This window comes from Bradyrhizobium sp. CER78, assembly GCF_029846235.1.
Classification (GTDB): domain Bacteria; phylum Pseudomonadota; class Alphaproteobacteria; order Rhizobiales; family Xanthobacteraceae; genus Bradyrhizobium.
In genome coordinates this window covers 150,663-171,666 of record NZ_JARVWP010000007.1, presented here as the reverse complement: position 1 = coordinate 171,666, position 21,004 = coordinate 150,663, and the positions used below count along the sequence as shown (strand labels likewise).

At 64.9% G+C, this 21,004-nt stretch carries 18 protein-coding genes; 11 read left to right on the top strand and 7 right to left on the bottom strand.

Annotated features, from left to right (window positions below; genetic code table 11):
- Positions 1-83: 83 nt before the first annotated feature.
- From QDT69_RS17355 to QDT69_RS17345, 3 genes are all read left to right on the top strand, one after another.
- The gene (locus QDT69_RS17355; protein ID WP_279707691.1) at positions 84-2,192 is read left to right on the top strand and encodes a TRAP transporter permease; all 2,109 of its coding nucleotides are present in this window, start codon (positions 84-86) and stop codon (positions 2,190-2,192) included.
- Positions 2,189-2,566 (top strand): DUF1850 domain-containing protein, encoded by a 378-nt coding sequence (locus tag QDT69_RS17350; RefSeq protein ID WP_279707690.1) that lies wholly within the window; start codon positions 2,189-2,191, stop codon positions 2,564-2,566. The genes QDT69_RS17355 and QDT69_RS17350 overlap by 4 nt, the downstream gene beginning before the upstream one ends.
- A gap of 101 nt (positions 2,567-2,667) precedes the next feature.
- Complete coding sequence (locus QDT69_RS17345; RefSeq protein ID WP_279707689.1) at positions 2,668-3,474, top strand: glucose 1-dehydrogenase; 807 nt, start codon at positions 2,668-2,670, stop codon at positions 3,472-3,474.
- Between the two features lie 180 nt (positions 3,475-3,654).
- On the opposite strand, the gene QDT69_RS17340 is transcribed toward QDT69_RS17345, so the two are convergent.
- Positions 3,655-5,199, bottom strand: a complete 1,545-nt coding sequence (locus QDT69_RS17340) for a sodium:proton antiporter (protein ID WP_279707688.1) — start codon at positions 5,197-5,199, stop codon at positions 3,655-3,657.
- A gap of 147 nt (positions 5,200-5,346) precedes the next feature.
- Here QDT69_RS17340 and QDT69_RS17335 point away from each other — a divergent pair, with 147 nt between their 5' ends.
- The 4 genes from QDT69_RS17335 (at position 5,347) to QDT69_RS17320 (ending at position 9,842) form a co-directional block, all read left to right on the top strand.
- Positions 5,347-6,117, top strand: coding sequence for a hypothetical protein (locus QDT69_RS17335; protein WP_279707687.1), 771 nt, complete (start codon positions 5,347-5,349; stop codon positions 6,115-6,117).
- A gap of 92 nt (positions 6,118-6,209) precedes the next feature.
- Entirely contained in the window at positions 6,210-8,117 is a 1,908-nt protein-coding gene (locus QDT69_RS17330) for a propionyl-CoA synthetase (RefSeq protein WP_279707686.1), read from the top strand.
- A 356-nt stretch (positions 8,118-8,473) separates the two neighbouring features.
- Positions 8,474-8,746, top strand: coding sequence for a hypothetical protein (locus tag QDT69_RS17325; RefSeq protein ID WP_050419358.1), 273 nt, complete (start codon positions 8,474-8,476; stop codon positions 8,744-8,746).
- Between the two features lie 4 nt (positions 8,747-8,750).
- Entirely contained in the window at positions 8,751-9,842 is a 1,092-nt protein-coding gene (locus QDT69_RS17320; protein WP_279707685.1) for an acyltransferase, read from the top strand.
- A 105-nt stretch (positions 9,843-9,947) separates the two neighbouring features.
- On the opposite strand, the gene QDT69_RS17315 is transcribed toward QDT69_RS17320, so the two are convergent.
- Complete coding sequence (locus QDT69_RS17315; protein WP_279707684.1) at positions 9,948-10,640, bottom strand: cell cycle transcriptional regulator TrcR; 693 nt, start codon at positions 10,638-10,640, stop codon at positions 9,948-9,950.
- A 241-nt stretch (positions 10,641-10,881) separates the two neighbouring features.
- On the opposite strand from QDT69_RS17315, the gene ispH reads away from it, so the two are divergent.
- From ispH to rnhA, 3 genes are read left to right on the top strand one after another with little or no spacing between them, the layout of a single operon-like run.
- Complete coding sequence (gene ispH / locus QDT69_RS17310; protein ID WP_146989183.1) at positions 10,882-11,856, top strand: 4-hydroxy-3-methylbut-2-enyl diphosphate reductase; 975 nt, start codon at positions 10,882-10,884, stop codon at positions 11,854-11,856.
- Positions 11,857-11,861: 5 nt separating this feature from the next.
- Positions 11,862-12,842 (top strand): homoserine kinase, encoded by a 981-nt coding sequence (locus tag QDT69_RS17305; protein WP_279707683.1) that lies wholly within the window; start codon positions 11,862-11,864, stop codon positions 12,840-12,842.
- Positions 12,830-13,291: a ribonuclease HI gene (gene rnhA, locus QDT69_RS17300; RefSeq protein WP_279707682.1), complete on the top strand. Its 462-nt coding sequence runs from the start codon at positions 12,830-12,832 to the stop codon at positions 13,289-13,291. The genes QDT69_RS17305 and rnhA overlap by 13 nt, the downstream gene beginning before the upstream one ends.
- A 214-nt stretch (positions 13,292-13,505) precedes the next feature.
- On the opposite strand, the gene QDT69_RS17295 is transcribed toward rnhA, so the two are convergent.
- Positions 13,506-14,264 (bottom strand): IclR family transcriptional regulator, encoded by a 759-nt coding sequence (locus tag QDT69_RS17295; RefSeq protein WP_279707681.1) that lies wholly within the window; start codon positions 14,262-14,264, stop codon positions 13,506-13,508.
- 250 nt (positions 14,265-14,514) lie between these two features.
- On the opposite strand from QDT69_RS17295, the gene QDT69_RS17290 reads away from it, so the two are divergent.
- On the top strand, positions 14,515-16,095 hold the full coding sequence (locus tag QDT69_RS17290) for an MFS transporter (RefSeq protein ID WP_279707680.1): 1,581 nt from the start codon (positions 14,515-14,517) through the stop codon (positions 16,093-16,095).
- 211 nt (positions 16,096-16,306) lie between these two features.
- Here the strand turns inward: QDT69_RS17290 and QDT69_RS17285 are convergent, their stop codons facing one another.
- The 4 genes from QDT69_RS17285 to QDT69_RS17270 form a co-directional block, all read right to left on the bottom strand.
- Positions 16,307-16,792: a peroxiredoxin gene (locus QDT69_RS17285; protein WP_018269652.1), complete on the bottom strand. Its 486-nt coding sequence runs from the start codon at positions 16,790-16,792 to the stop codon at positions 16,307-16,309.
- Positions 16,793-17,001: 209 nt separating this feature from the next.
- Positions 17,002-17,559: a DUF924 domain-containing protein gene (locus QDT69_RS17280; RefSeq protein WP_279707679.1), complete on the bottom strand. Its 558-nt coding sequence runs from the start codon at positions 17,557-17,559 to the stop codon at positions 17,002-17,004.
- Positions 17,560-17,587: 28 nt separating this feature from the next.
- The gene (locus QDT69_RS17275; RefSeq protein ID WP_279707678.1) at positions 17,588-19,270 is read right to left on the bottom strand and encodes a long-chain fatty acid--CoA ligase; all 1,683 of its coding nucleotides are present in this window, start codon (positions 19,268-19,270) and stop codon (positions 17,588-17,590) included.
- A gap of 179 nt (positions 19,271-19,449) precedes the next feature.
- Positions 19,450-20,892 (bottom strand): D-alanyl-D-alanine carboxypeptidase, encoded by a 1,443-nt coding sequence (locus QDT69_RS17270; protein ID WP_279707677.1) that lies wholly within the window; start codon positions 20,890-20,892, stop codon positions 19,450-19,452.
- Positions 20,893-21,004 lie beyond the last annotated feature (112 nt).

The window sequence follows — 21,004 nt, the reverse complement described above, 5'->3', positions numbered from 1 at the left end:
CGGGACCCGCTTTTCCTGACGCGGCTTTCGGCGGGCGGACTCAGTAGATATAAGCGTCGCGGGCACGGCGGGGGACTTATTCAATGCAGCAGCAGGTTGCGGGCGAAGAGCCCATCAAGGTTGAATTCGACAATTTCGAGCATGGCTTTCCGGAAGGATTTGGCCCGGGCGCCTGGGGGCATCTGGCCTACGCCATCGGCCTGGCCTTCGCGGTGTTCCAGCTCTACGTCGCGGCGTTCAACTATCTGCCGAGCCAGGTGGTGCGCGGCGTCCATGTCGGCTTCCTGATCCTCCTGACCTTCGGCCTGATCGGCAATTTCACCGCGAAAACCGATTTCGGCCGCGCAGTGAGCTGGATCGTCGGCGCTGCCGGTTTCCTCTGCGGGCTCTATCAGTGGATCTTCTATGCCGATCTGATCGCCCGCGACGGCGATCCGACCGGCATGGACCTTGCGGTCGGCACGCTGCTCGCGATCCTGATCTTCGAGGGCACGCGGCGATTGATGGGCGCGGCGCTGCCGTTGATGTGCGGCGCCTGTCTGCTCTATTGGTTCTTCGGGCAGTATCTGCCGTCGCCGTTCAACCATCGCGGCTATGACTTCGACCAGATCGTCACCCATCTCTCGTTCGGCACCGAAGGCTTCTACGGCGTGCCGATCTACGTCTCGGCGACCTACATCTTCCTGTTCATCCTGTTCGGCTCGTTCCTCGAGCGTGCCGGCATGATCCAGCTGTTCACCGACGTCTCGCTCGGCCTGTTCGGGCGCACCCGCGGCGGCCCGGCCAAGGTTGCGGTGTTCGCCTCGGGCATGATGGGCACGATCTCGGGCTCCGGCGTCGCCAATGTCGTGACCGTCGGCCAGTTCACGATTCCCCTGATGATCAAGTTCGGCTATCGCCGTGCCTTTGCCGCGGGTGTCGAGGCCACCGCCTCGATGGGCGGCCAGATCATGCCGCCGGTGATGGGTGCGGTTGCCTTCATCATGGCGGAGACGCTCGGCGTTGCCTATTCGGAGATCGTCAAGGCGGCGGTGATTCCGGCGATCCTGTATTTCGCCTCGGCGTTCTGGATGGTGCATCTGGAAGCCGGCAAGCATGGCCTCGTCGGCATGAAGCGCTCGGAGATCCCGAGCGCCTGGAAAGCGCTGGTGGCGCGCTGGTACCTGGTGTTGCCGCTCGCAGCTTTGGTCTACATGCTGTTCGAAGGCTTCACGCCGCTCTATGCCGGCAGCATGGGGCTCGCGCTGACCGTGGCGCTGATCCTCGGCGCCAGCATCACGCTCGGTTTCTCCAACACCGTCGTGCGCTATATCTTCTGGATCGGGCTTGCGCTGGTGGTTGCCGCGGTCTCGCGCCACGGGCTCGAGATCGTGCCGGTGGCCGGTGTCGTCGCCGGCCTGATCGTGATCGCGGCGATCACCCGCGGCGGCCGCGCCACGCTCAGGGCCTGCCGCGACTCGCTCGCCGACAGCGCCAAGTCGGCGCTGACCGTCGGCATGGCCTGCGCCATCGTCGGCACCATCATCGGCATGATGACGCAGACCGGCGTCGGCACCATCTTCGGCAGCTGGATCATCGGGCTCGGCGCCAAGAGCCTGTTCCTGGCGCTGATCATGACCATGCTGCTGTCGATCCTGCTCGGCACCGGCATCCCGACGATCCCGACCTACATCATCACCGCCGCACTCGCAGCCCCTGCGCTCGCCAAGCTCGGCGTGCCCTTGATCGCAAGCCACATGTTCGCGTTCTACTACGGCATCATGGCCGACCTCTCGCCGCCGGTGGCGCTCGCAGCACTCGCGGCGGCACCGATCGCCAAGGAGAATCCGGACAAGATCGGCTGGGAGGCGATGCGGATCGCGCTTGCCGGTTACGTCATTCCCTTCATCTTCGTCTACTCGCCGGCGCTGATGCTGCAAACCAACGACCCGATGGCCGCGCAGCTCGGCTTCTACGGCGCGGTGGCGCTGGCGACCTTCAAGGCGCTGGTGGCGATCGGGCTGTTCGGCATCGTCGCGATCGGCTTCCTGTTCACGCGGCTGACCTTGATCGAGATCGCGGTCGCGTTCGGGGCCGCGCTCTGTCTGCTCGGCGATTTCCAGTTCTCGGATACGGCGGGATTCACACTCGCCGCAGCCGTCGTGCTGTGGCAATGGCGGCAGCGCCCGCGTGATGCGGTGGCTGCGGCTTGAGCCTCTGCCTTGCGTCCGCGGGTGTCGTGAAGGCGCTGCAGGTCGCAGCCTTCACGCTCGCCTGGACGCATTCGATCGAGAAGACCGCCTGGCAGGAAGACTGGCTGGTCACGTCGGCCGGGCTCACGCTGCAACAGGCGCGCATCAAGGGCACCGGCGCCGGCATGGAGCCGCCGCCGGAGGCGCGCCTCGTTGACGGCTGGTTTCAATGGACGCCACAACCGGTGCCCAGGCCGGAGGTCGTGCTCGGCAATTCCGGCGCTGCGGGTGAATGGCATCTGTGCCATGCGGGACGCTGCCAGACGCTATCGGAGATTTTCGGGCATCCGATCGGTGCTAATGTCACCACGATGAGTGTTTGCCGAGATCCGTAGCCCGGATGGAGCGAAGCGAAATCCGGGAACAGTAACCCCGGATTTCGCTGCGCTTCATCCGGGCTACGGTCCTCTTGCAAGAACAACAAGGAGAACAGGCGATGGATCGGCTCAAGGGCAAGGTTGCGATGGTGGTCGGGGCGGGCTCGATCGGGCCCGGCTGGGGCAATGGCAAGGCGACCGCCGTCACCTTCGCGCGCGAGGGCGCCAGCGTGTTCTGCGTCGATCGCAACGGCGCGGCGGCGGAGGAGACGGTCAAGATCATCACCGAGGAGGGCGGCAAGGCGGCCGCCTTCACCGCCGATGTCTCGCGCGCCAGCGAGGTCGAGGCGATGGTCGCGGCCTGCCTGAGGGCCTATGGCCGCATCGACGTGCTCGACAACAATGTCGGCATCGCCGAGGTCGGCAGCGTGGTGGAAGTGGCGGAAGCCGAGTGGGACCGCGTCTTCGCGGTCAATCTCAAGAGCGCCTATCTGTCGATGAAGCACGTCATTCCCATCATGATCAAGCAGGGCGGCGGCTCGATCATCAACATCTCCTCGATCGCCTCGATCCGCCATGTCGGCATCTCCTATGTCAGCTACAATGCCAGCAAGGCGGCGATGAACCAGATGACGCGCTCGACCGCGGTCGAGTTCGCCTCCAAGCATGTCCGCGTCAACGCGATCCTGCCCGGGCTGATGAAGACGCCGATGGTCGCGCACTCGGCCGGGCTCGCGCAGAGCTACGCCAAGGGTGATGTCGAGGCGATGTGGCGCGCCCGCGACGCGCAGGTGCCGATGGGCCACATGGGCGACGCCTGGGACGTCGCCAATGCCGCGCTGTTCCTGGCGTCGGACGAATCGAAATACGTCACCGGCATCGAGCTCGTGGTCGACGGCGGCATCACCTCCAAGTCGGGTGCGTGAGCAACGAGTGCTCGCTTCACCTCGCCCCATTGGGGAGAGGTCGATTTGCGAAGCAAATCGGGTGAGGGGCGCAGCTCTAACGAGAGACCGTTACCCCTCACCCGGCGCCACGCGCCGACCTCTCCCAAGGGAGAGGTGAACCTCCGCTGCCGATCCAGTTCAACCCAACCTCTTCACGCGCTACGCCTCGACGCTGAGCTCGGCGCGGTCGAGCTCTTCCTCGACCAGATGGAAGGCGTCGTCGCCGATGGTCTCGGTGCGGCGCAGACTGAGCAGCGCCTGCCGCGCCGCCGCGATGGCGCGGCGGCGTATCGGATCGGCCGGCAGTTCGCGCGAGGTCAGGCCGCCGTCGGGGTCGCTCTCGGCGCGCAGCAACACGGCGCGGTATTCGAGCCGAAGGATTTCCGCTTCCTCCGAAGGATCCGCGTCGATCTCGTCGAGCGCGGCGCGAAACGCGACGCTGCGGGCGTGTGCGGCCTCGCGTCCGACCGGATCGTCGTCAGCGAAATTCAGCGCCAGGATCAGCGGCCGCAAGGTCAGGCCCTGGATCACCAGCGAGCCCAGCACCACGGCGAACGCCGTCAGCAGGATCAGGTCGCGATACGGAAACCATTCGGGCAGCGCGAACGCCGCCGCGAGCGTGACGATGCCGCGCATGCCGCACCACGACACGATGAAGCCGCGCTTCGGGGTCGGCACCGCGTCCACCACATGGGCGGGCAGCCAATGCCGCGCCTTCAGCGTGCGCAATAGCGCGCCGTAGGGCATCACCCAGAGGATGCGGGCGAGGATCACGACGGCGAGGATCGCGGCGGCAAAGCTGCAATATTTCCATCGCACCTCGGCGTCGAGCTCGGACCAGATCGGGCGCAGTTGCAGGCCGATCAGCATGAAGGCGAGCACGTTGAGCACGAACACGACGGTCTCCCACACCGCATAGGACGACACGCGCAGCCGCGCCGAGGTGCTGGCCGGCGCGGTGCGGGCGATGGTGATCGCATAGGCGATGATGGTGAGGATGCCGGACAGGCCGAGATGCTCGGCGACGATCCACACCATGAAGGTGCCGCCGAATTGCGTGATGATCGCGCTCGGCGCCTCGGTGATGCGGCGGGTGATCATCATCCAGACCTGCGCGAACAGATAGCCGGCGGCAAGGCTCCCGACCAGTGCGATCGTGATCGACGGCACGAATTCGCGGATCTTCATGTGCTCGGCGGCGACGAGGCCGACCGCGACCCGATAGATCAACAGCGAGGTCGCATCGTTGAGCAGGCTTTCGCCCTCGAGGATCTTCTGGATCCGGTAGGGCAGGCTGACCTGGCGCAGGATCGCGGTGGCCGCAGCCGCGTCCGGCGGCGCCACGATGGCGCCGAGCGCGATCGCGACCGCCCAGGGCATGTCCGGGCGCAGCCAATGCGCGACCACGGCGACCGCCGTCGTGGTGACGCCGACCGCGACCACCACCAGCGTCGAGACCGGCAGCCAGTTGTTGCGCAGATCGCGCAGCGAGGTGTCGAAGGCGGCATCGAGCAGCACTGGTGCCACGAACAGCGCCAGCGCCAGTTTCGGTTCCAGTGCCCAGGTCGGCGCCCACGGCAGCAGGGTCAGCAGCACGCCGCCGAGCGCAAGGAAGGTCGGGTAGGGCACCTTGATCCGCCGCGCCAGCGCCGACAGCGCCACCGCTGCGAGCAACAGGCCGATGATCCATTCGAATGTCAGCAAGGCGCCCCCCCAAGGTGCGGCTTCAGATGCGGCTCGAAGTGCAGCCGATCGTCGCAATTGACGTATAATCCAGCGTGTGGTTTTGCGGCAAATGGCACCGCTCGAAATCGGGTGGTACAGGCGCGGGATGTCTTGTCGGTGATGGGAATGCGACGCAACTCTCGAAATCTGGCTGTGGCGCTGCTGTGCGCTTGCCTGTCAGTCGCGCTGACCTCAGGCGGTGCGCGCGCGACCAGCAGCGAGCCCGGCAAGGATGTGCAGGCCGATGCCGGACCCTGCGTTGCCGCCGCTGCGGCGACGGATGACGACAAGATCATCGAGGTCTGCGGCGCGCTGATCGACAATGAGAAGGCCGCCAAGCCCGACCGCGTCAAGGCCCTGCTGGCGCGTGCGAGCGCCTATGACCGCAAGCAGATGATCGACCGCGCGATCGCCGATTACGACACCGTGCTCCGGCTCGATCCACAGCTTGCCGATGCGCACAATGCGCGCGGCGAGCTGTGGCGGCGCAAGGGCGACCGGCCGAAGGCGATCATGGATTTCGGCGCCGCCGTCAAGCTCAACCCCGATCACGCCGCTGCCAAGGCCAATTACAAATCGCTGTCGCTGGAGCTGGAGCGGATCGGCGCGATGATGGCGGTCGCCGGCAAGCCGAGCTTCGATTGCCGCAAGGCGCGCCGGCCGGTGGAGAAAGCGATCTGTGACAATCCCGCGCTCGCCGATCTCGATCGCGAGATCGTCGCATCGACCTTTCGCACCGTGCGCGAGGCAAAAGATCCGCGCCAGGCGCGCGAGCTGCAACGCGCGCAGGACGATTTCATTGCCCGCCGCAATGCCGAATTCGGCAAGCCGGGCTACGACCTGCAAAAGGCGATGCGCGAGCGGCTGCAGCAGATCAACGGAGCCGATGGCTACTAGTGCCAAGGTCGGTCAGTTTACGGCTTGAAACCGCGCCACATCCCGTGACAATGGTCGGCAAATGACGCGCGACCGCGCGAGGGAGAAACGCGATGAACATTCAGCAGGGCCGGTATCATGAGGTGTATGCCCGCTCGCTTCGGGACCCCGAGGGCTTTTGGGCGGAAGCGGCGCGTGAGATCGACTGGATCGAGCCGGCGAAGAAGATCTACGATCCCTCCGTGGGTGCCTATGGACGCTGGTTCGCCGGCGCGGTGGTCAACACCTGCCACAACGCGCTGGATCGCCACGTCGCCGGCGGCAGAGCCGACCAGGTCGCGCTGATCCACGATTCCCCGCTCACCAACACAATCACCAAATTCACCTATTCCGAGTTGCTGAAGGAAGTGCAGGCGCTCGCTGCGGTGATGCAGGATTTTGGCGTCGCCAAGGGCGATCGCGTCATCCTCTATATGCCGATGGTGCCGGAGGCCGTCGTCGCGATGCTCGCCTGCGCGCGGATCGGCGCGGTGCACAGCGTGGTGTTCGGCGGCTTTGCGGCCAAGGAGCTCGCGACCCGCATCGACGACGCCAAGCCGAAGCTGATCTTCTCGGCGAGCTGTGGCATCGAGCCCGGGCGCATCGTGCAGTACAAGCCGCTGCTCGACGAGGCGATCCGGCTCGCCGGCGCCAAGCCCGAGACCTGCATCATCCTGCAGCGGCCGCAGCAGGCGTGCGAGCTCGCCGCGGGTCGCGACCATGACTGGGCGACGCTCCGCCGTGCCGCGCTCGATGCCGGCAAGGCCGCGCCCTGCGTGCCGGTCGCCGCGACCGATCCGCTCTACATCCTCTACACGTCGGGCACGACCGGAATCCCGAAGGGCGTGGTGCGCGACAATGGCGGCCATCTGGTTGCGCTGAAATGGTCGATGGAAAATCTCTACGGCGTGAAGCCCGGCGAGATCTGGTGGTGCGGCTCCGACATCGGCTGGGTGGTCGGCCACTCCTACATCGTCTATGGCCCGCTGATCCACGGCGCGACCACGATCATGTATGAGGGCAAGCCGGTCGGTACGCCGGATGCCGGCGCATTCTGGCGGGTTATCTCGGAGCACAAGGCGGTCGCCTTCTTCACGGCGCCGACCGCGTTCCGCGCGATCAAGAAGGAAGATCCCGAGGGCAAGTTCATCAAGAACTACGATCTCTCCAGCTTCCGCACTTTGTTCCTCGCCGGCGAGCGCGCCGATCCGCCGACGGTGGAGTGGGCCGAGCAGCAGCTCAAGGTGCCGGTGATCGATCACTGGTGGCAGACCGAGACCGGCTGGTGCATCGCCGGCAATCCGGTTGGCCTCGGCATGCTGCCGGTCAAGCATGGTTCGCCGACGGTGCCGATGCCGGGCTATCAGGTCGACATCGTCGACGAGGCGGCAAAGCCGGTCGCCGTCGGTACGATGGGCTCGATCGTGATCAAGCTGCCGATGCCGCCCGGCTGCCTGCCGACGCTGTGGCAGCAGGACGATCGATTCCGCGACGCCTACCTCTCGGAATTCCCCGGCTACTACAAGACCTCGGACGCCGGCTACAAGGACGAGGGCGGCTATGTCTGGGTGATGGGCCGCACCGACGACATCATCAACGTCGCCGGCCACCGGCTCTCCACCGGCGGCATGGAGGAGATCCTCGCCTCGCATCCCGATGTCGCCGAATGCGCCGTGCTCGGCGTCAAGGACGCGATCAAGGGCGAGGTGCCCTGCGGCTTTCTGGTGCTCAAGGCCGGCGTCACCAAGGCGCCGGACCAGGTCGAGAAGGAGGTGGTGGCGCTGGTGCGCGAGAAGCTCGGCCCGGTCGCCGCCTTCAAGCTCGCGATCACGGTGGCGCGGCTGCCGAAGACCCGCTCCGGCAAGATCCTGCGCGGCACCATCAAGAAGATCGCCGACGGTGAGCCCTGGACCATGCCGGCGACGATCGAGGACCCGAAGGTGCTCGACGAGATCGGCGACGCGCTGAAGGGCAAGGCGTAGCGCGAACGTTGCTCTGCGCGCTTCCGGATAGACCGCCCGTGCGGCACCCCTCTCCCTAACCCTCCCCCGCAAGGGGGGAGGGAACCCTTCCGCCGGTGGCACTCTCACGCAGGACGAGTTGAGCGCCAGCGTGCAGTCGATGCTGCGCCATGTGAGGCGAGCACGCTGGTCAGGCTCCCTCCCCCCTTGCGGGGGAGGGTGGGGAGAGGGGTGGCGCCGGGCGAGATCACCGATACGCGCGCCATCGCGCAATCGGGCCACGCTCGAAACGCATCCGGAAGCAAAATGGCCTTGATTTTGATGGATTGCCGGGTCATCCCCGGCAGCACATACCACCACGAGATACGGACCACCGGATGCGATCCATTTCCGCACGCGCGCCTCTCGCATTGCTGCTCGCACTGCCGCTGCTGGCAGGTTGCCTCGAACGCGGGCGATCGCCGATCGCGGAGAGCATGGGCGACGACGATCAGTATTGCCAGGCGGGCGGCAAGGTTGCGGTCGGCTCGCCCGAATATGTCGCCTGCCGCAAGGACCGCGACGTCCAGCGCCAGAACGCCGAAGTCCGTAGCGACCGGCGGCAGCGCGATCTCGGCGAATACATGATGAACAATCCGGACCGGCACTAGCGCGGTGATTGCGGCCCTGCCGGAACGTGACAGGATCGGCGAGCTCGACGGACTGCGCGCGATCGCGATTCTGATCGTCGTCATCTGGCATTATTTCGGCGCGCCGGACGGGCCGCAGGGCCTGCCGTGGAAATTGCTGCATGTCGGCCGCTTCGGCGTCGACCTGTTCTTCATTCTGTCCGGCTATCTCATCACCGATATCCTGCTGCGCCACCGCACGGCCGAACGTTACTACTCGGCGTTCTACGGCAGGCGCGCGTTCCGCATCTGGCCGCTTTACTATCTGATGTGCGGCGGCGCTCTGATCGGCTGGTATTTCTCGCTAAGCCCCGATCTGTTCGACACCAGGGGCGTGCCCGGCTGGCTGTATTTGTTCGGCCTGCAGAATTTCGGGATGGCCAAGGCCCAGACCGATGGCGCTTACTGGCTCGCCGTCACCTGGTCGCTTGCGATCGAAGAGCAGTTCTATCTGCTGTTTCCGCTGCTGGTCCGGAACATCCCGCCCGAGCAGCTGTTCGCGATCCTGCTGGTGCCGATCCTGATCTGCCCGATCGGACGCCTGATCGATAGCGCGCTTCCGGACGCCTACGGCTGGTACGTGCTGCCGCAGTTCAGGATCGATTCGCTTGCGATCGGCGCGCTGATCGCCTGGTGGCGCCTCTACCGCAAGCCGGATGCCGAGATCTCCAGGCTTGTCGTCAACATCCTCAAATGGTCGAGCCTCTCGCTTCCGCTGTTGTGGCTGTTCGGATGGAAGCGCTGGTCGGTGGCGTTCTCGCACACCCAGGTCGAGATTTTCTTCGGTGCCCTGCTGTTCGTCGTGCTGGAAAATCGCGGTTCGCCAAGACTCGCACTGCTGCGCAGTTCGGCCGCGACCTTCTTCGCCAGAACCTCCTACGCGGCGTATCTCACCCACCACGTCATCGTGTACCTGCTGTTCGCCGTGCTCCATGAGCCGAGAACGATCGAGAGCCTCGCCGGCATCTCGCTGACCTTCGGCGCGCTCGTGCTGACCTTCGGGCTGTGTGCCCTGAGCTATCGATATTTCGAACGTCCGCTGCTCGATTTCGCCCATCGGCGCTTCTCGTTCGACTGAGCGAAAGCGCGCGCAGCGATCAAGGCTATTCGTGTCCCCAAATGGAAACGCGGCGGGTTTGGCCCGCCGCGTTTGGTATTCCGCTCGCCGTGTTGCGACGTCCGCTTATTCTTCCTCGTCGGGCTTCTTGCCGCCGATCGTCTTCAGCTTGGCGAACACGGCATCGACGTTGAGGTCGTCGTGGCGCTCGATCGGCTGATCGTCCTCTTCCTTGCGCGTGGTCTCGGAGGCCGGCAGCAGCGTGGCGCCGCCGTACACGGTGGTGGTCGGCTTCTCCTTGGCGGCGCGCTGCACCTCGAAATCGAGCTCGATCTGCGAGCACAGGCCGAGCGTCACCGGGTCCATCGGCGTCAGGGTCGAGGCGTTCCAGTGGGTGCGGTCGCGCACGCTCGCGATCGTGGTCTTTGTGGTGCCGACCAGCCGCATGATCTGGGCGTCCTTCAGCTCGGGGTGGTTGCGCACCAGCCAGAGGATCGCGCTCGGCCGCTCATGGCGGCGCGACACCGGGGTGTAGCGCGGGCCCTTCTTCTTGGCGGCGGTCGGCAGCACCACCTTGCTCTCCTGGAGCCTGAGGCGGTAGTTCTGGTCGCGCTCGCCGCGCTCGATCTCCTCGCGGGTCAGCTGGCCGTTGGAAATCGGGTCCATGCCCTTGATGCCCTGGGCGGCGTCGCCATCGGCGATGGCACGGACCTCCAGGGGGTGCATCTTGGTAAAATCGGCCACCTGATCGAAGGTCAGGGCGGTATTATCGACCAACCACACGGCAGTCGCCTTCGGCATCAGCGGTGCGTTGCTCATGGCAAATCTCCTTTGTGCTTCGCCCACCTCTGTCGAGGCGAAGCTGGTAGTCATCGGCGATGACGGGAATTATGCGGCCTATATAAGCCCTCCGGGGGGAATGGCGCAATGGGCCAGCAAAATCGCCTTGACAGCGCCCGAAAGCAGTCCCAAGTCCTTACCTTAACTGGCCGTTCCCCGCCCGCCGGCGAGGGGTGATTCGGTCCCGAAATTGCCCCGAGACAGCCCCGAGACCAGCCCGATGTCAGCGAAAAAACCCGATCTTAAAATCGTGCTTTGTTCCCCCCGCGGCTTTTGCGCCGGGGTGGTCCGCGCCATCGACACGGTCGAGCGCGCCCTCACCATCTATGGCGCCCCGGTCTATGTCCGGCACGAGATCGTCCATAACAAGTACGTGGTGGACAGCCTGAAGACCAAAGGCGCCATTTTTGTCGAGGAATTGTCCGAAATTCCCGACGAAACCAACGCCCCGGTGGTGTTCTCGGCCCATGGTGTTCCCAAGTCGGTTCCGGCCGAGGCCAAATCCCGCAATTTCTTCTCGCTGGACGCAACCTGCCCGCTGGTGACCAAGGTCCACCGCGAGGCGGCGATCCATTTCAAGCGGGGCCGCGAGATCCTGCTGATCGGGCATTCCCACCATCCCGAGGTGGTCGGCACCCTGGGCCAGCTGCCGGAGGGCGCCGTGACCCTGATCGAGACCGCCGAGGATGCCAAAACCTTCGTCCCGAAGGATCCCGACAATCTCGCCTTTGTGACCCAGACCACGCTGTCGATCGACGACACCGCGGAGATCGTGGCGCTGCTCAAGGAGCGCTTCCCGAACGTCAACGGCCCGCACAAGGAAGACATCTGCTACGCCACCACCAACCGCCAGCTTGCGGTGAAGAAGGTGGCGCCGGTGGTCGATGCCCTGATCGTGGTCGGCGCGCCGAACTCCTCGAACTCGCAGCGCCTGCGCGAGGTCGCCGAGCGCGAGGGCTGCCCGGTTGCGATTCTTGCCCAACGCGCCAGCGACATCGACTGGGCGCGCTTTGAAGGCATCAGGAGCCTCGGCATCACCGCGGGCGCTTCGGCGCCGGAGGTGATCGTCGAGGAGATCATGGGCGCCTTCGCCGAGCGCTACGAACTGCACGTGGAGACGGTCTCGGCTGCGGAAGAGAACGAGTTCTTCCCGCTGCCGCGCTCGCTGCGGCCCGACGCTGCCGCGGCGGAATAGACCATATGGCGGTCTACACCGACGTTGCCGCCGAAGACCTCGCGGAATTCCTCAAAAGCTACGACATCGGCGAATTGCTCTCCTACAAGGGCATCGCCGAGGGTGTCGAAAATTCGAACTTCCTGCTGCACACCAGCCAGGGCGCCTACATCCTCACGCTCTATGAGAAGCGCGTGGCGGAGGACGACCTGCCGTATTTCCTGTCGCTGATGGCGCATCTCGCCGAGCGCGGCGTGTCGTGCCCGCAGCCGGCGCGCAACCGCAAGGGCGAGGTCACCAGCCGGCTCGCCGGCCGGCCCGCGGCGATCATCAACTTCCTCGAGGGCGTGTGGCCGCGGCGGCCGAACGTGGCGCATTGCTCCGGGGTCGGCGAGGCGCTGGCCAAGATGCATCTGGCCGGCCGCGACTTTCCGCTGGTCCGCAACAATCCGCTGTCGGTGTCAGGCTGGCGGCCGCTGTTCGCACTCGCCGCCGCGCGTGCCGACAGCGTGCAGGCGGGCTTGCACGACTTCATCGCGCGCGAGCTCGATCATCTCGAAGCCTCGTGGCCGTCCGATCTCCCGGTCGGCGTGATCCATGCCGATTTGTTTCCGGACAACGTGTTCTTTCTCGGCGACAAGCTGTCGGGCCTGATCGACTTCCCGTTCGCCTGCAACGACATCCTGGCCTATGACGTCGCGATCTGCCTCAACGCCTGGTGCTTCGAGCCGGATCATTCCTTCAACGTCACCAAGGCGCGCGCGCTGCTCAACGCCTATGGCCGCGAGCGCCCGCTGTCGGCGGCGGAAGAGGCCGCGCTGCCGCTGCTGGCGCGCGGCGCCGCGATGCGCTTCCTGCTGACGCGGCTGGTCGATTTCCTCAACGTGCCCGAGGGCGCGCTGGTGCAGCCGAAGGACCCGCTGGAATACGTCCGCAAGCTGCGCTTCCAGCAGAATGTCGCGAGCCTGAACGACTACGGCATCACGCCGGCCGGATGCGCGGCGTGAGCGACAAGCCGCATGTGACGGTCTTCACCGATGGTGCCTGCTCCGGAAATCCCGGACCGGGCGGCTGGGGCGCGATCCTGCGGTTCGGCGAGGTCGAGAAGGAATTGAAGGGCGGCGAGGCGCACACCACCAACAACCGCATGGAGCTGATGGCGGCGATCTCGGCGCTGGAAGCGCTGAAGAAGCCGTGCGTGGTCGACCTCACCACCGACAGCCAATATGTCCGCCAGGGCATCACCGGCTGGATCCATGGCTGGAAGCGCAACGGCTGGCGCACCGCCGACAAGAAGCCGGTCAAGAATGTCGAGCTATGGCAGCGCCTCGACGCCGCGCTGAAGCCGCACGAGGTGCGCTGGCACTGGATCAAGGGCCATGCCGGCCACGCCGAGAACGAACGCGCCGATGAGCTGGCGCGCGAGGGCGTGGCGATGGCGAGGCTGAAGGGGTAGGGGCGCGCTTGCCGGCCGTGTAGCGTGGGGCGAAGCGAAACCCACGACCTCCATCCGCGGGCACGAAGGCGATGGGTTTCGCTGCGCTCTTGCCATCCTACAAGATCACGGGCCGCCATCCGGTGATCGCCGTCCGCAAAAAGCGATCCAGTGTTCCAGAGACGGTGGTGACTGAAACGAGAGGCCGCGACGTGCTGGTTAAACCTGTCGATGTTCAGTGGCTGAAGTTTCGCGTCTCCTTCTTTAGACACGCGATCATTTGCGCGCCGTCGCGGGGATTGACCCGCTCCTGCCGACCCATCACCGCGAGCACCCCAACCAGTGTTGCCGTTCGATCGAACAAGGGGAACGCGGCAGCACTCACGCCTTGCATCAAGTGTCCCTCGTTGTAGGCGTAACCTTGGTCACGGACCTCTGTGATCAACCGATCGATCGCAGCGGGATCGCGCGCAAACAGGTTCAAGCCGCCGACGGCCTCGAGTTCGGTTCTGATCAGGGGTTCGCTGAAATGTCGCGGCAGGAACGAAGCAAAGGCCAGCCCGGTCGCGGTCGCGAGTATCGGCAGCACCGCGCCGATCCGCATCGTCATGATGATCGGCTGGCTGCTTTCCTCGATGTGGACGATGGTCGGGCCTTGTGCGCCCCACACTGACAGGACCAGGGTTTCGTCGATGCGGTCGCGCAACTCGCGCTGGAGCGCAATGGCATCGCGGAGCGGCTGATATGAGTTGAGCGCCGCAAGTCCAAGCTTCATGGCGAGCGGACCAAGCGCGTACTGGCGTGTATCGGGATCCTGACGCGCCAGACCGGTGACGAGAAAGCTGGCCAGGTAGCGATGGATTTTGCCGGGAGACATGTGGCCGGCCGCCGCGAGCTCGCGCAGGGCGACCGGCGCCTGCGCGCGCGCAAGATGGTCGAGGATATGTCCGGCGACCTCGACCGCCTTGATTCCCCTACGATCTTCGCCCTTCATCCAGCACTCCTCCGGCATATCGCAATGCGAAACGCTGCGGCACCATTCCCTGGAAATCGGCCAGCGCAGCATAGTGCGGTGTTCCGCATTGAGGAACGGCTATCCCGAAAATTCCTCGCTCGGTCCCTCGCGCCGGCGCTTAATGGCAAAGGCCTGCCGCGCGCGTGCAGCGCGCTAGATCAACCGGCGAAAAGACCGTGATCTCCGGTCTCGTCATCGGCGCCGCAGGGGGAACGCCAGGAGGATGAACATGACCATCGCTGGTCTGGTCGAGGAAAGTCGTGGTGACGATGCCAGCCGGATGCGCCTCGTGGTGGTCGCAGCGTCTCTCGGAACGGTCTTTGAGTGGTATGACTTCTTCCTCTACGGCAGCCTTGCCGTCTTCTTCAGCGCCTTGTTCTTTCCGCCGGGCAATGAGACCGCAGCCTTTCTGGCTAGTCTTGCGACGTTCGGCGCGGGCTTCGCGGTGCGGCCGCTCGGCGCGTTGGTGTTCGGAGCGCTGGGCGACCGCATCGGACGCAAGCGGTCCTTTCTGATCACGATGGTGATCATGGGTCTTGCGACCCTGATTGTCGGTCTGCTTCCGACCTATGAACAAGTCGGGCTATGGGCGCCGATCCTGCTGGTGGCCTCGCGACTGGCACAGGGCCTCGCGGTGGGCGGCGAATATGGCGGCGCTGCAACCTATGTGGCGGAGTATGCACCTGCCGGATCGCGCGGCTATGCCACGAGCTGGCTGCAGACCACGGCGACGATCGGCTTGCTGATGTCGCTTGTCGTGATCCTCGTCTGCCGGGTCGCACTCGGCGACGACGCGTTCAGGGCGTGGGGCTGGCGGCTTCCGTTCCTGACGTCGACCGTCCTGCTCCTCGTCTCGCTCTACATCCGACTCAAGCTCGAGGAATCGCCCATCTTCGAACGGATGAAATCGCAGGGGCGCATTTCCAGCGCGCCGATCAAGGATAGTTTTGCCGATCGGAATAATCTCAAGCGCGTGCTGATCACGCTGTTCGGCATCACCACAGGCATGACGGTGATCTGGTACACCTCGCAGTTCTATGCGCTGTTCTTCATGCAGGGCGTGCTCCAGGTCGACTACAAGACGAGCTACGCCATCTTTGCGATCGGATTGACCGTCGGCATGCCCCTGATCGTGATATGCGGCGCGCTGTCCGATCGCATCGGCCGCAAACCTGTGATGGTCGCCGGGATGCTGCTGGGCGCGGTGACCCTTGTCCCTGCTTTCCATGCGCTCGCCGATTTCACCAATCCGGGCCTGGTGGCCTTCTCTCGACAAAATCCAATCACCATCGCCGGCGGTGACTGCACCTTCTCGCTGTTCGCCAAGCCGGTGTCGGACTGCGACCGGGCGCGCAATTTCTTCAGCCGCAACGGCCTGTCATATGTCTCCGTGCCGGGAAGTGGTGTCGTCACCAGCATCGGGGATACGCAGCTGATCGGCTTCGACGAGGCGACTTACAAGAAGGCGCTCGATCACGCCGGATTCAGGGCTGCACCCGCGGCCATCAATCTGGCCGGCGCGGTTGCGGTCGTGGTCTGGCTCTCGGCGTTGATCGGGATGGTGTACGGCCCGATGGCCGCCTTCCTGGTGGAGATGTTCCCCGCCAGCATTCGCACGACGTCGCTATCCCTGCCGTATCATCTCGGCGTTGGCATTCTCGGCGGCTTCCTGCCGTTCGCAGCCTCGGCGCTCGTCATCTACCAGGGAAACATATTCGCCGGGCTCTGGTACCCGGTCGGCATTGCGCTCGCCACCGCAGTCGTTGGCCTGATCTTCCTGCCGGAAACCAAGGATCGCACGATCGATTAGGAGATATCGCCCTGGGGCAATTTGCGTCGATACGCATCGCGTCCCCCTCTCCCATGAGGGGAGGGGGATCGTGATATCCGCAATCGAGGCCAGTTCTGGCCTGATCGTTATGGGACGGTTGGGGGTCTGTTTCCGCGGATAGAGACCCCTCATCCGGCGCGGATTTCATCCGCGCCACCTTCTCCCACAGGGGGAGAAGGGAAGTGCCAGCTCAGAGCTGCCCGAGCAGCGTGTCGCCGCCGGAGACTTCGACCTTGCCCGGGGCGGGCTCGAGATTGAGCTTCTTGACCACGCCGTCCTCGACCAGCATCGAGTAGCGCTTGGAGCGGATGCCGAGGCCGTTGCCGGAAGCGTCGAGCTCCATGCCGATCGCCTTGGCGAAGTCGGCATTGCCGTCGGCGAGGAACACGGCTTCGTCGCGCTGGTCGGTGTCGCGCTTCCAGGCGTTCATCACGAAGGCGTCGTTGACCGAGACGATCGCGATGGTGTCGACGCCCTTGTTCTTCATGGCATAGGCGTTGAGGAAGATGCTCGGCAGATGCATCTTGTGGCAGGTGCCGGTGTAGGCGCCGGGCACTGCGAACAGGGCGACCTTCTTGCCCTTGAAAATGTCGTCTGTGGTTTTGACCTGCGGCCCCTCGGCCGTCATCACGCGAAACTTGGCTTCCGGCAGCTTGTCGCCAACATTGATCGTCATCGGTGTTCTCCCTCGGTGAAGCGGAATTGTCTTAAACCCGGCGGTTGGACCGCACAATACGAGCTGCTGCGAGAACGGCAATGCCGGAGCGCATTCACCGTTCCGTCATCAGAGCATGATCCGGAAAAGTGCGAAGCGGTTTTCCGAAAAGATCATGCTTAAACAAGAATCTAAAGCGCGATGACGATTCAGCCCGATCTCATCGCGCTTTAGCCGGAAAACCCGCCGGCGTCGAGGAAGGTCTGCTCCTCGGCGGTGGTCTGCCGGCCCAGCACGCGATTCCGGTGCGGGAAGCGGCCGAACCGGCGGATGATGTCGGCGTGGTCCTCGGCATATCTGAGGTTGTCGGGATGGCAGTCATATTGCCGGAACAGCGTCACGCAACGCTGCTGGTCGTCGAGATCCTCCGAATGCTCGAAAGGCAGATAGAGGAATTCGCGCAGCACCGGGGCGGTCCGCGTATCGACGCCACGGCCGATGGCGCGGCTTGCCACGCCACGGGCCAGCGCATCGCTGGAGAAGGTCTTGGCGTCGCCTCGAAACAGGTTGCGCGGAAACTGGTCGAGCACGATGGTCAGCGCCAGCGCGCCCTCGTCGCTCGTCTCCCACGACGACAATTCACCGGCAGCCGCCTTCTGCCAGGTGGCAAGGAAGCGGTTGCGGATCTCGGCATCGAAGCCCTCGTCGTGACTGTACCAGCGGTCGCGGCCGGCCTTCAGCCAGAACGCGAGGATGTCGGCAGGCGTCGCGATGCGAGCGTCAGTCATGTCTGTCTAGCACTCGCATCGCGTGGTTTCAGGCTGCGGCCTTCTTCTCGTCGCGCAATTCGCGACGGAGAATTTTGCCGACATTGGTCTTCGGCAAATCGGTCCTGAACTCGATCTGCTTCGGCACCTTGTAGGCGGTGAGCTGGGTGGCGCTGAACTTGATGATGTCCTCGGCGGTGACGTTCGGGTCCTTCTTGACCACGAAGGCCTTCACCGCCTCGCCGGACTTCGCATCGGGCACGCCGATCACGGCGCATTCCAGCACGCCCGGATGGCTCGCGATCACTTCCTCGATCTCGTTCGGATAGACGTTGAAGCCCGAGACCAGGATCATGTCCTTCTTGCGGTCGACGATCTTGGTATAGCCCTTCTCGTCCATCACGCCGATGTCGCCGGTGCGGAAATAGCCGTCGGCGGTCATCACGCGCGCGGTCTCGTCCGGCCTGTTCCAGTAGCCTGACATCACCTGCGGACCCTTGGCGCAGATCTCGCCGGCCTCGCCGATCGGCAATTCATTGCCGTCGTCGTCGCGGATCGAGAGCCAGGTCGACGGGACGGGAAGGCCGATCGTGCCGGAGAATTCCTCGATCGTCGCGGGATTGCAGGTCAGGGTTGGCGACGTCTCCGACAGGCCATAGCCTTCCGACAACGAGACGCCCGTGACCTTCAGCCACTTCTCGGCGACCGGCCGTTGCGTCGCCATGCCGCCGCCATTGGCGATCTTCAGCTTGGAGAAGTCGAGCTTGTCGAAGCCGGGCGTGTTCAGCAGGCCATTGTAGAGCGTGTTGACCGCCGGGAAGAAGCTGACCTGGTACTTCGACAGTTCCTTGACGAAGCCCGCCATGTCGCGTGGATTCGGGATCAGCAGATTGGTGCCGCCGCACCGCATGCCGAGCAGATAGCAGGCGGTGAGCGCGAAGACGTGATAGAGCGGCAGCGCGCAGACGATGACCATCTGCTCGACGATCGGCGGCTTCGCCAGCGCCGGCTGCAGCCAGGCGTCGTTCTGCAGCACGTTGGCCAGGATGTTGCGATGGAGCAGGGTCGCGCCCTTGGAGACGCCGGTGGTGCCGCCGGTGTATTGCAGGAACGCGACGTCATCGAGCGTCAGCGCCGGCTTGTTGAGCCTGGCGGCGCGGCCGGCCGACAGCGCGTCGTTGAAAGAGACCGCGCCCGGGATCGACCAGGCCGGCACCATCTTCTTCACCCGGCGCACCACCAGATTGACGATCACGCCCTTGAAGCCGAGCAGATCGCCCATGCTGCCGACGATGACGTGCTTGACCGCGGTGTTGGGCAACACCTTCTGCACGGTGGTGGCAAAGTTCTCCAGCACGATGATCGCTTCCGCGCCGGAATCTTTCAGCTGATGCTCGAGCTCGCGCGGGGTATAGAGCGGATTGACGTTGACCACGGCATAGCCGGCGCGCAAGACGGCTGCGGTCGCGACCGGATATTGCAGCACGTTCGGCATCATCAATGCGACCCGCGCGCCCTTCTGCAGGCCCTTGCTCTGCAGATAGGCGCCGAGCGCCGCCGACATTTCGTCGAGCTCGCGATAGGTGATCGCCTTGTCCATGCAGATGAACGCTTTGCGATCGGCGAACTTCTTGAAGCTCTCTTCCAGCAATTCGACCAGCGAGGAATATTGCGTGACGTCGATATCGGCGGGCACGCCGGCCGGATAATGCTTGAGCCAGATGCGCTCCATAATGGTCTTTCCCTCTCTCAAATTTGGCTGACGTCCCGGATTGTTTCCGGGTTTCTCGACCCTTGGTCGTATTATTCTTGGACGCGGTATTTCAGGCAGTATTGAGCGATGCCGCGGCCAATGGCAAGCCGCTGCGCGCTATCGACGCATTGGGAGATCGGAGGGGGTGACGCGCCCCGCTAGCCGGCCGGCTTGGCGTCGGCCTTGGGCTTGGCGTCGGCCTTTGGCTTATCGGCAGCCTTCGGCTTTGCCGCAGCCGGCTTGCCGGCAGGTTTTGCGGCGGCCGGCTTGTCCGGCTTCGCAGCTGCGGCATCCGGCTTGGCGTTGGCGTGACGCACCGGCTTGGCCGCCGGCTTGCTGTCCGGCTTGGCTGCGCTCTTTGCGGTGCTCTTGGCGTCGCCCTTCGCGTCATCGGCCGTATCGGACTTCTTGCCCGCGACGCGGGTGTGCTTGCCCTTGGTGCGCTTGGCCGGCTGCACCTTCTCGGTGTCGGCCTCGACCGCGGCGATCAGCGCCGCGCCGGTCTTGGTCGGCCCGGTATAAACCACGACCGGTTCGGACGCCGCCGCCGGCTGCGCCAGCATGTCGGCCGGCTTGGTCGGCATCGCGGCCTGCAGGCCCGAGGCGAAGAAGCTCACGCCGCTGTCGCCGTTGGTGCTCGCGCCGGCGCTGGCGACGGTGTCTTCGCCGTCCTCGTCGCTGGCGGGCCGCTTGTGCTTGGCGCCGCACATCTCCTCGCGCAGGTTCGGTGGGGTGGAATCGATCGGCACCAGATTGTCGACGGTGCCGAGCGAGGGCCGCAGCCACGCCAGCCCGTTATTGGCAAAGCCGCGATCCAACAGCTGCGCGGCGCGGATCGCGCGCATGCGGCCCGAGGAGGCGCCGAGCACCACGGCGATCAGCCGCTTGCCGTCGCGCGTCGCCGAAGCCACGAGGTTGTAGCCGGAGGCGCAGATGAAGCCGGTCTTGAAGCCGTCGGCGCCCGGATAGCGGCCGATCAGCTTGTTGAAGTTCTGGGTGATGCGGTGGCCGAAGCGGATCGACGGGATGTGGACGAAATACTCGTATTCCGGCAGGTCGCGGATGATGGCGCGGGCCAGGATCGCCATGTCGCGCGCCGAGGTGATCTGGCCGTCGGCGGGCAGGCCGTTCGGGTTGACATAGCTCGTTTGCGTCATGCCGAGCTTTTGCGCGGTCTGGTTCATTTCGCCGGCAAAGCCGTCGATCGAGCCGCCGATGCCCTCGGCCAGCACCACGGCCATGTCGTTGGCCGACTTCACCAGCATCATCTTCAGCGCGTTGTCGACGGTGACCTGGGTGCCGGGCCGGAAGCCCATCTTCGAGGGCGACTGCGATGATGCGGTCGGCGACACCGTGAGCAGCGTGTCGAGCGAGACGCGGCCGTCCTTGACCGCCTTCAGCGTCACATAGGCCGTCATCAGCTTGCTGAGCGAAGCCGGATACCACGGCATCGTCGCATTGTCGGCCTGCAGCACCTTGCCGGTATCGGCCTCGACCACCAGCAGCGCTTCGGCCTGCGCCATCTGCGGCGTTGCGACGGCGAGCATCGCGACGGCCAGAATCCATTTCAACGACGGGCGCAGCGGGCGAGGAAAATGCACGAGTCCGGTTCCGGTCCTTTGAGACCCGCCTTCAGAAAAGGAGGTCTTGCGATGTGACGTACGGGTTTCAAGCGTGTCCGGCGCCGCGTCGCGGCGATGCAAACCCTATACC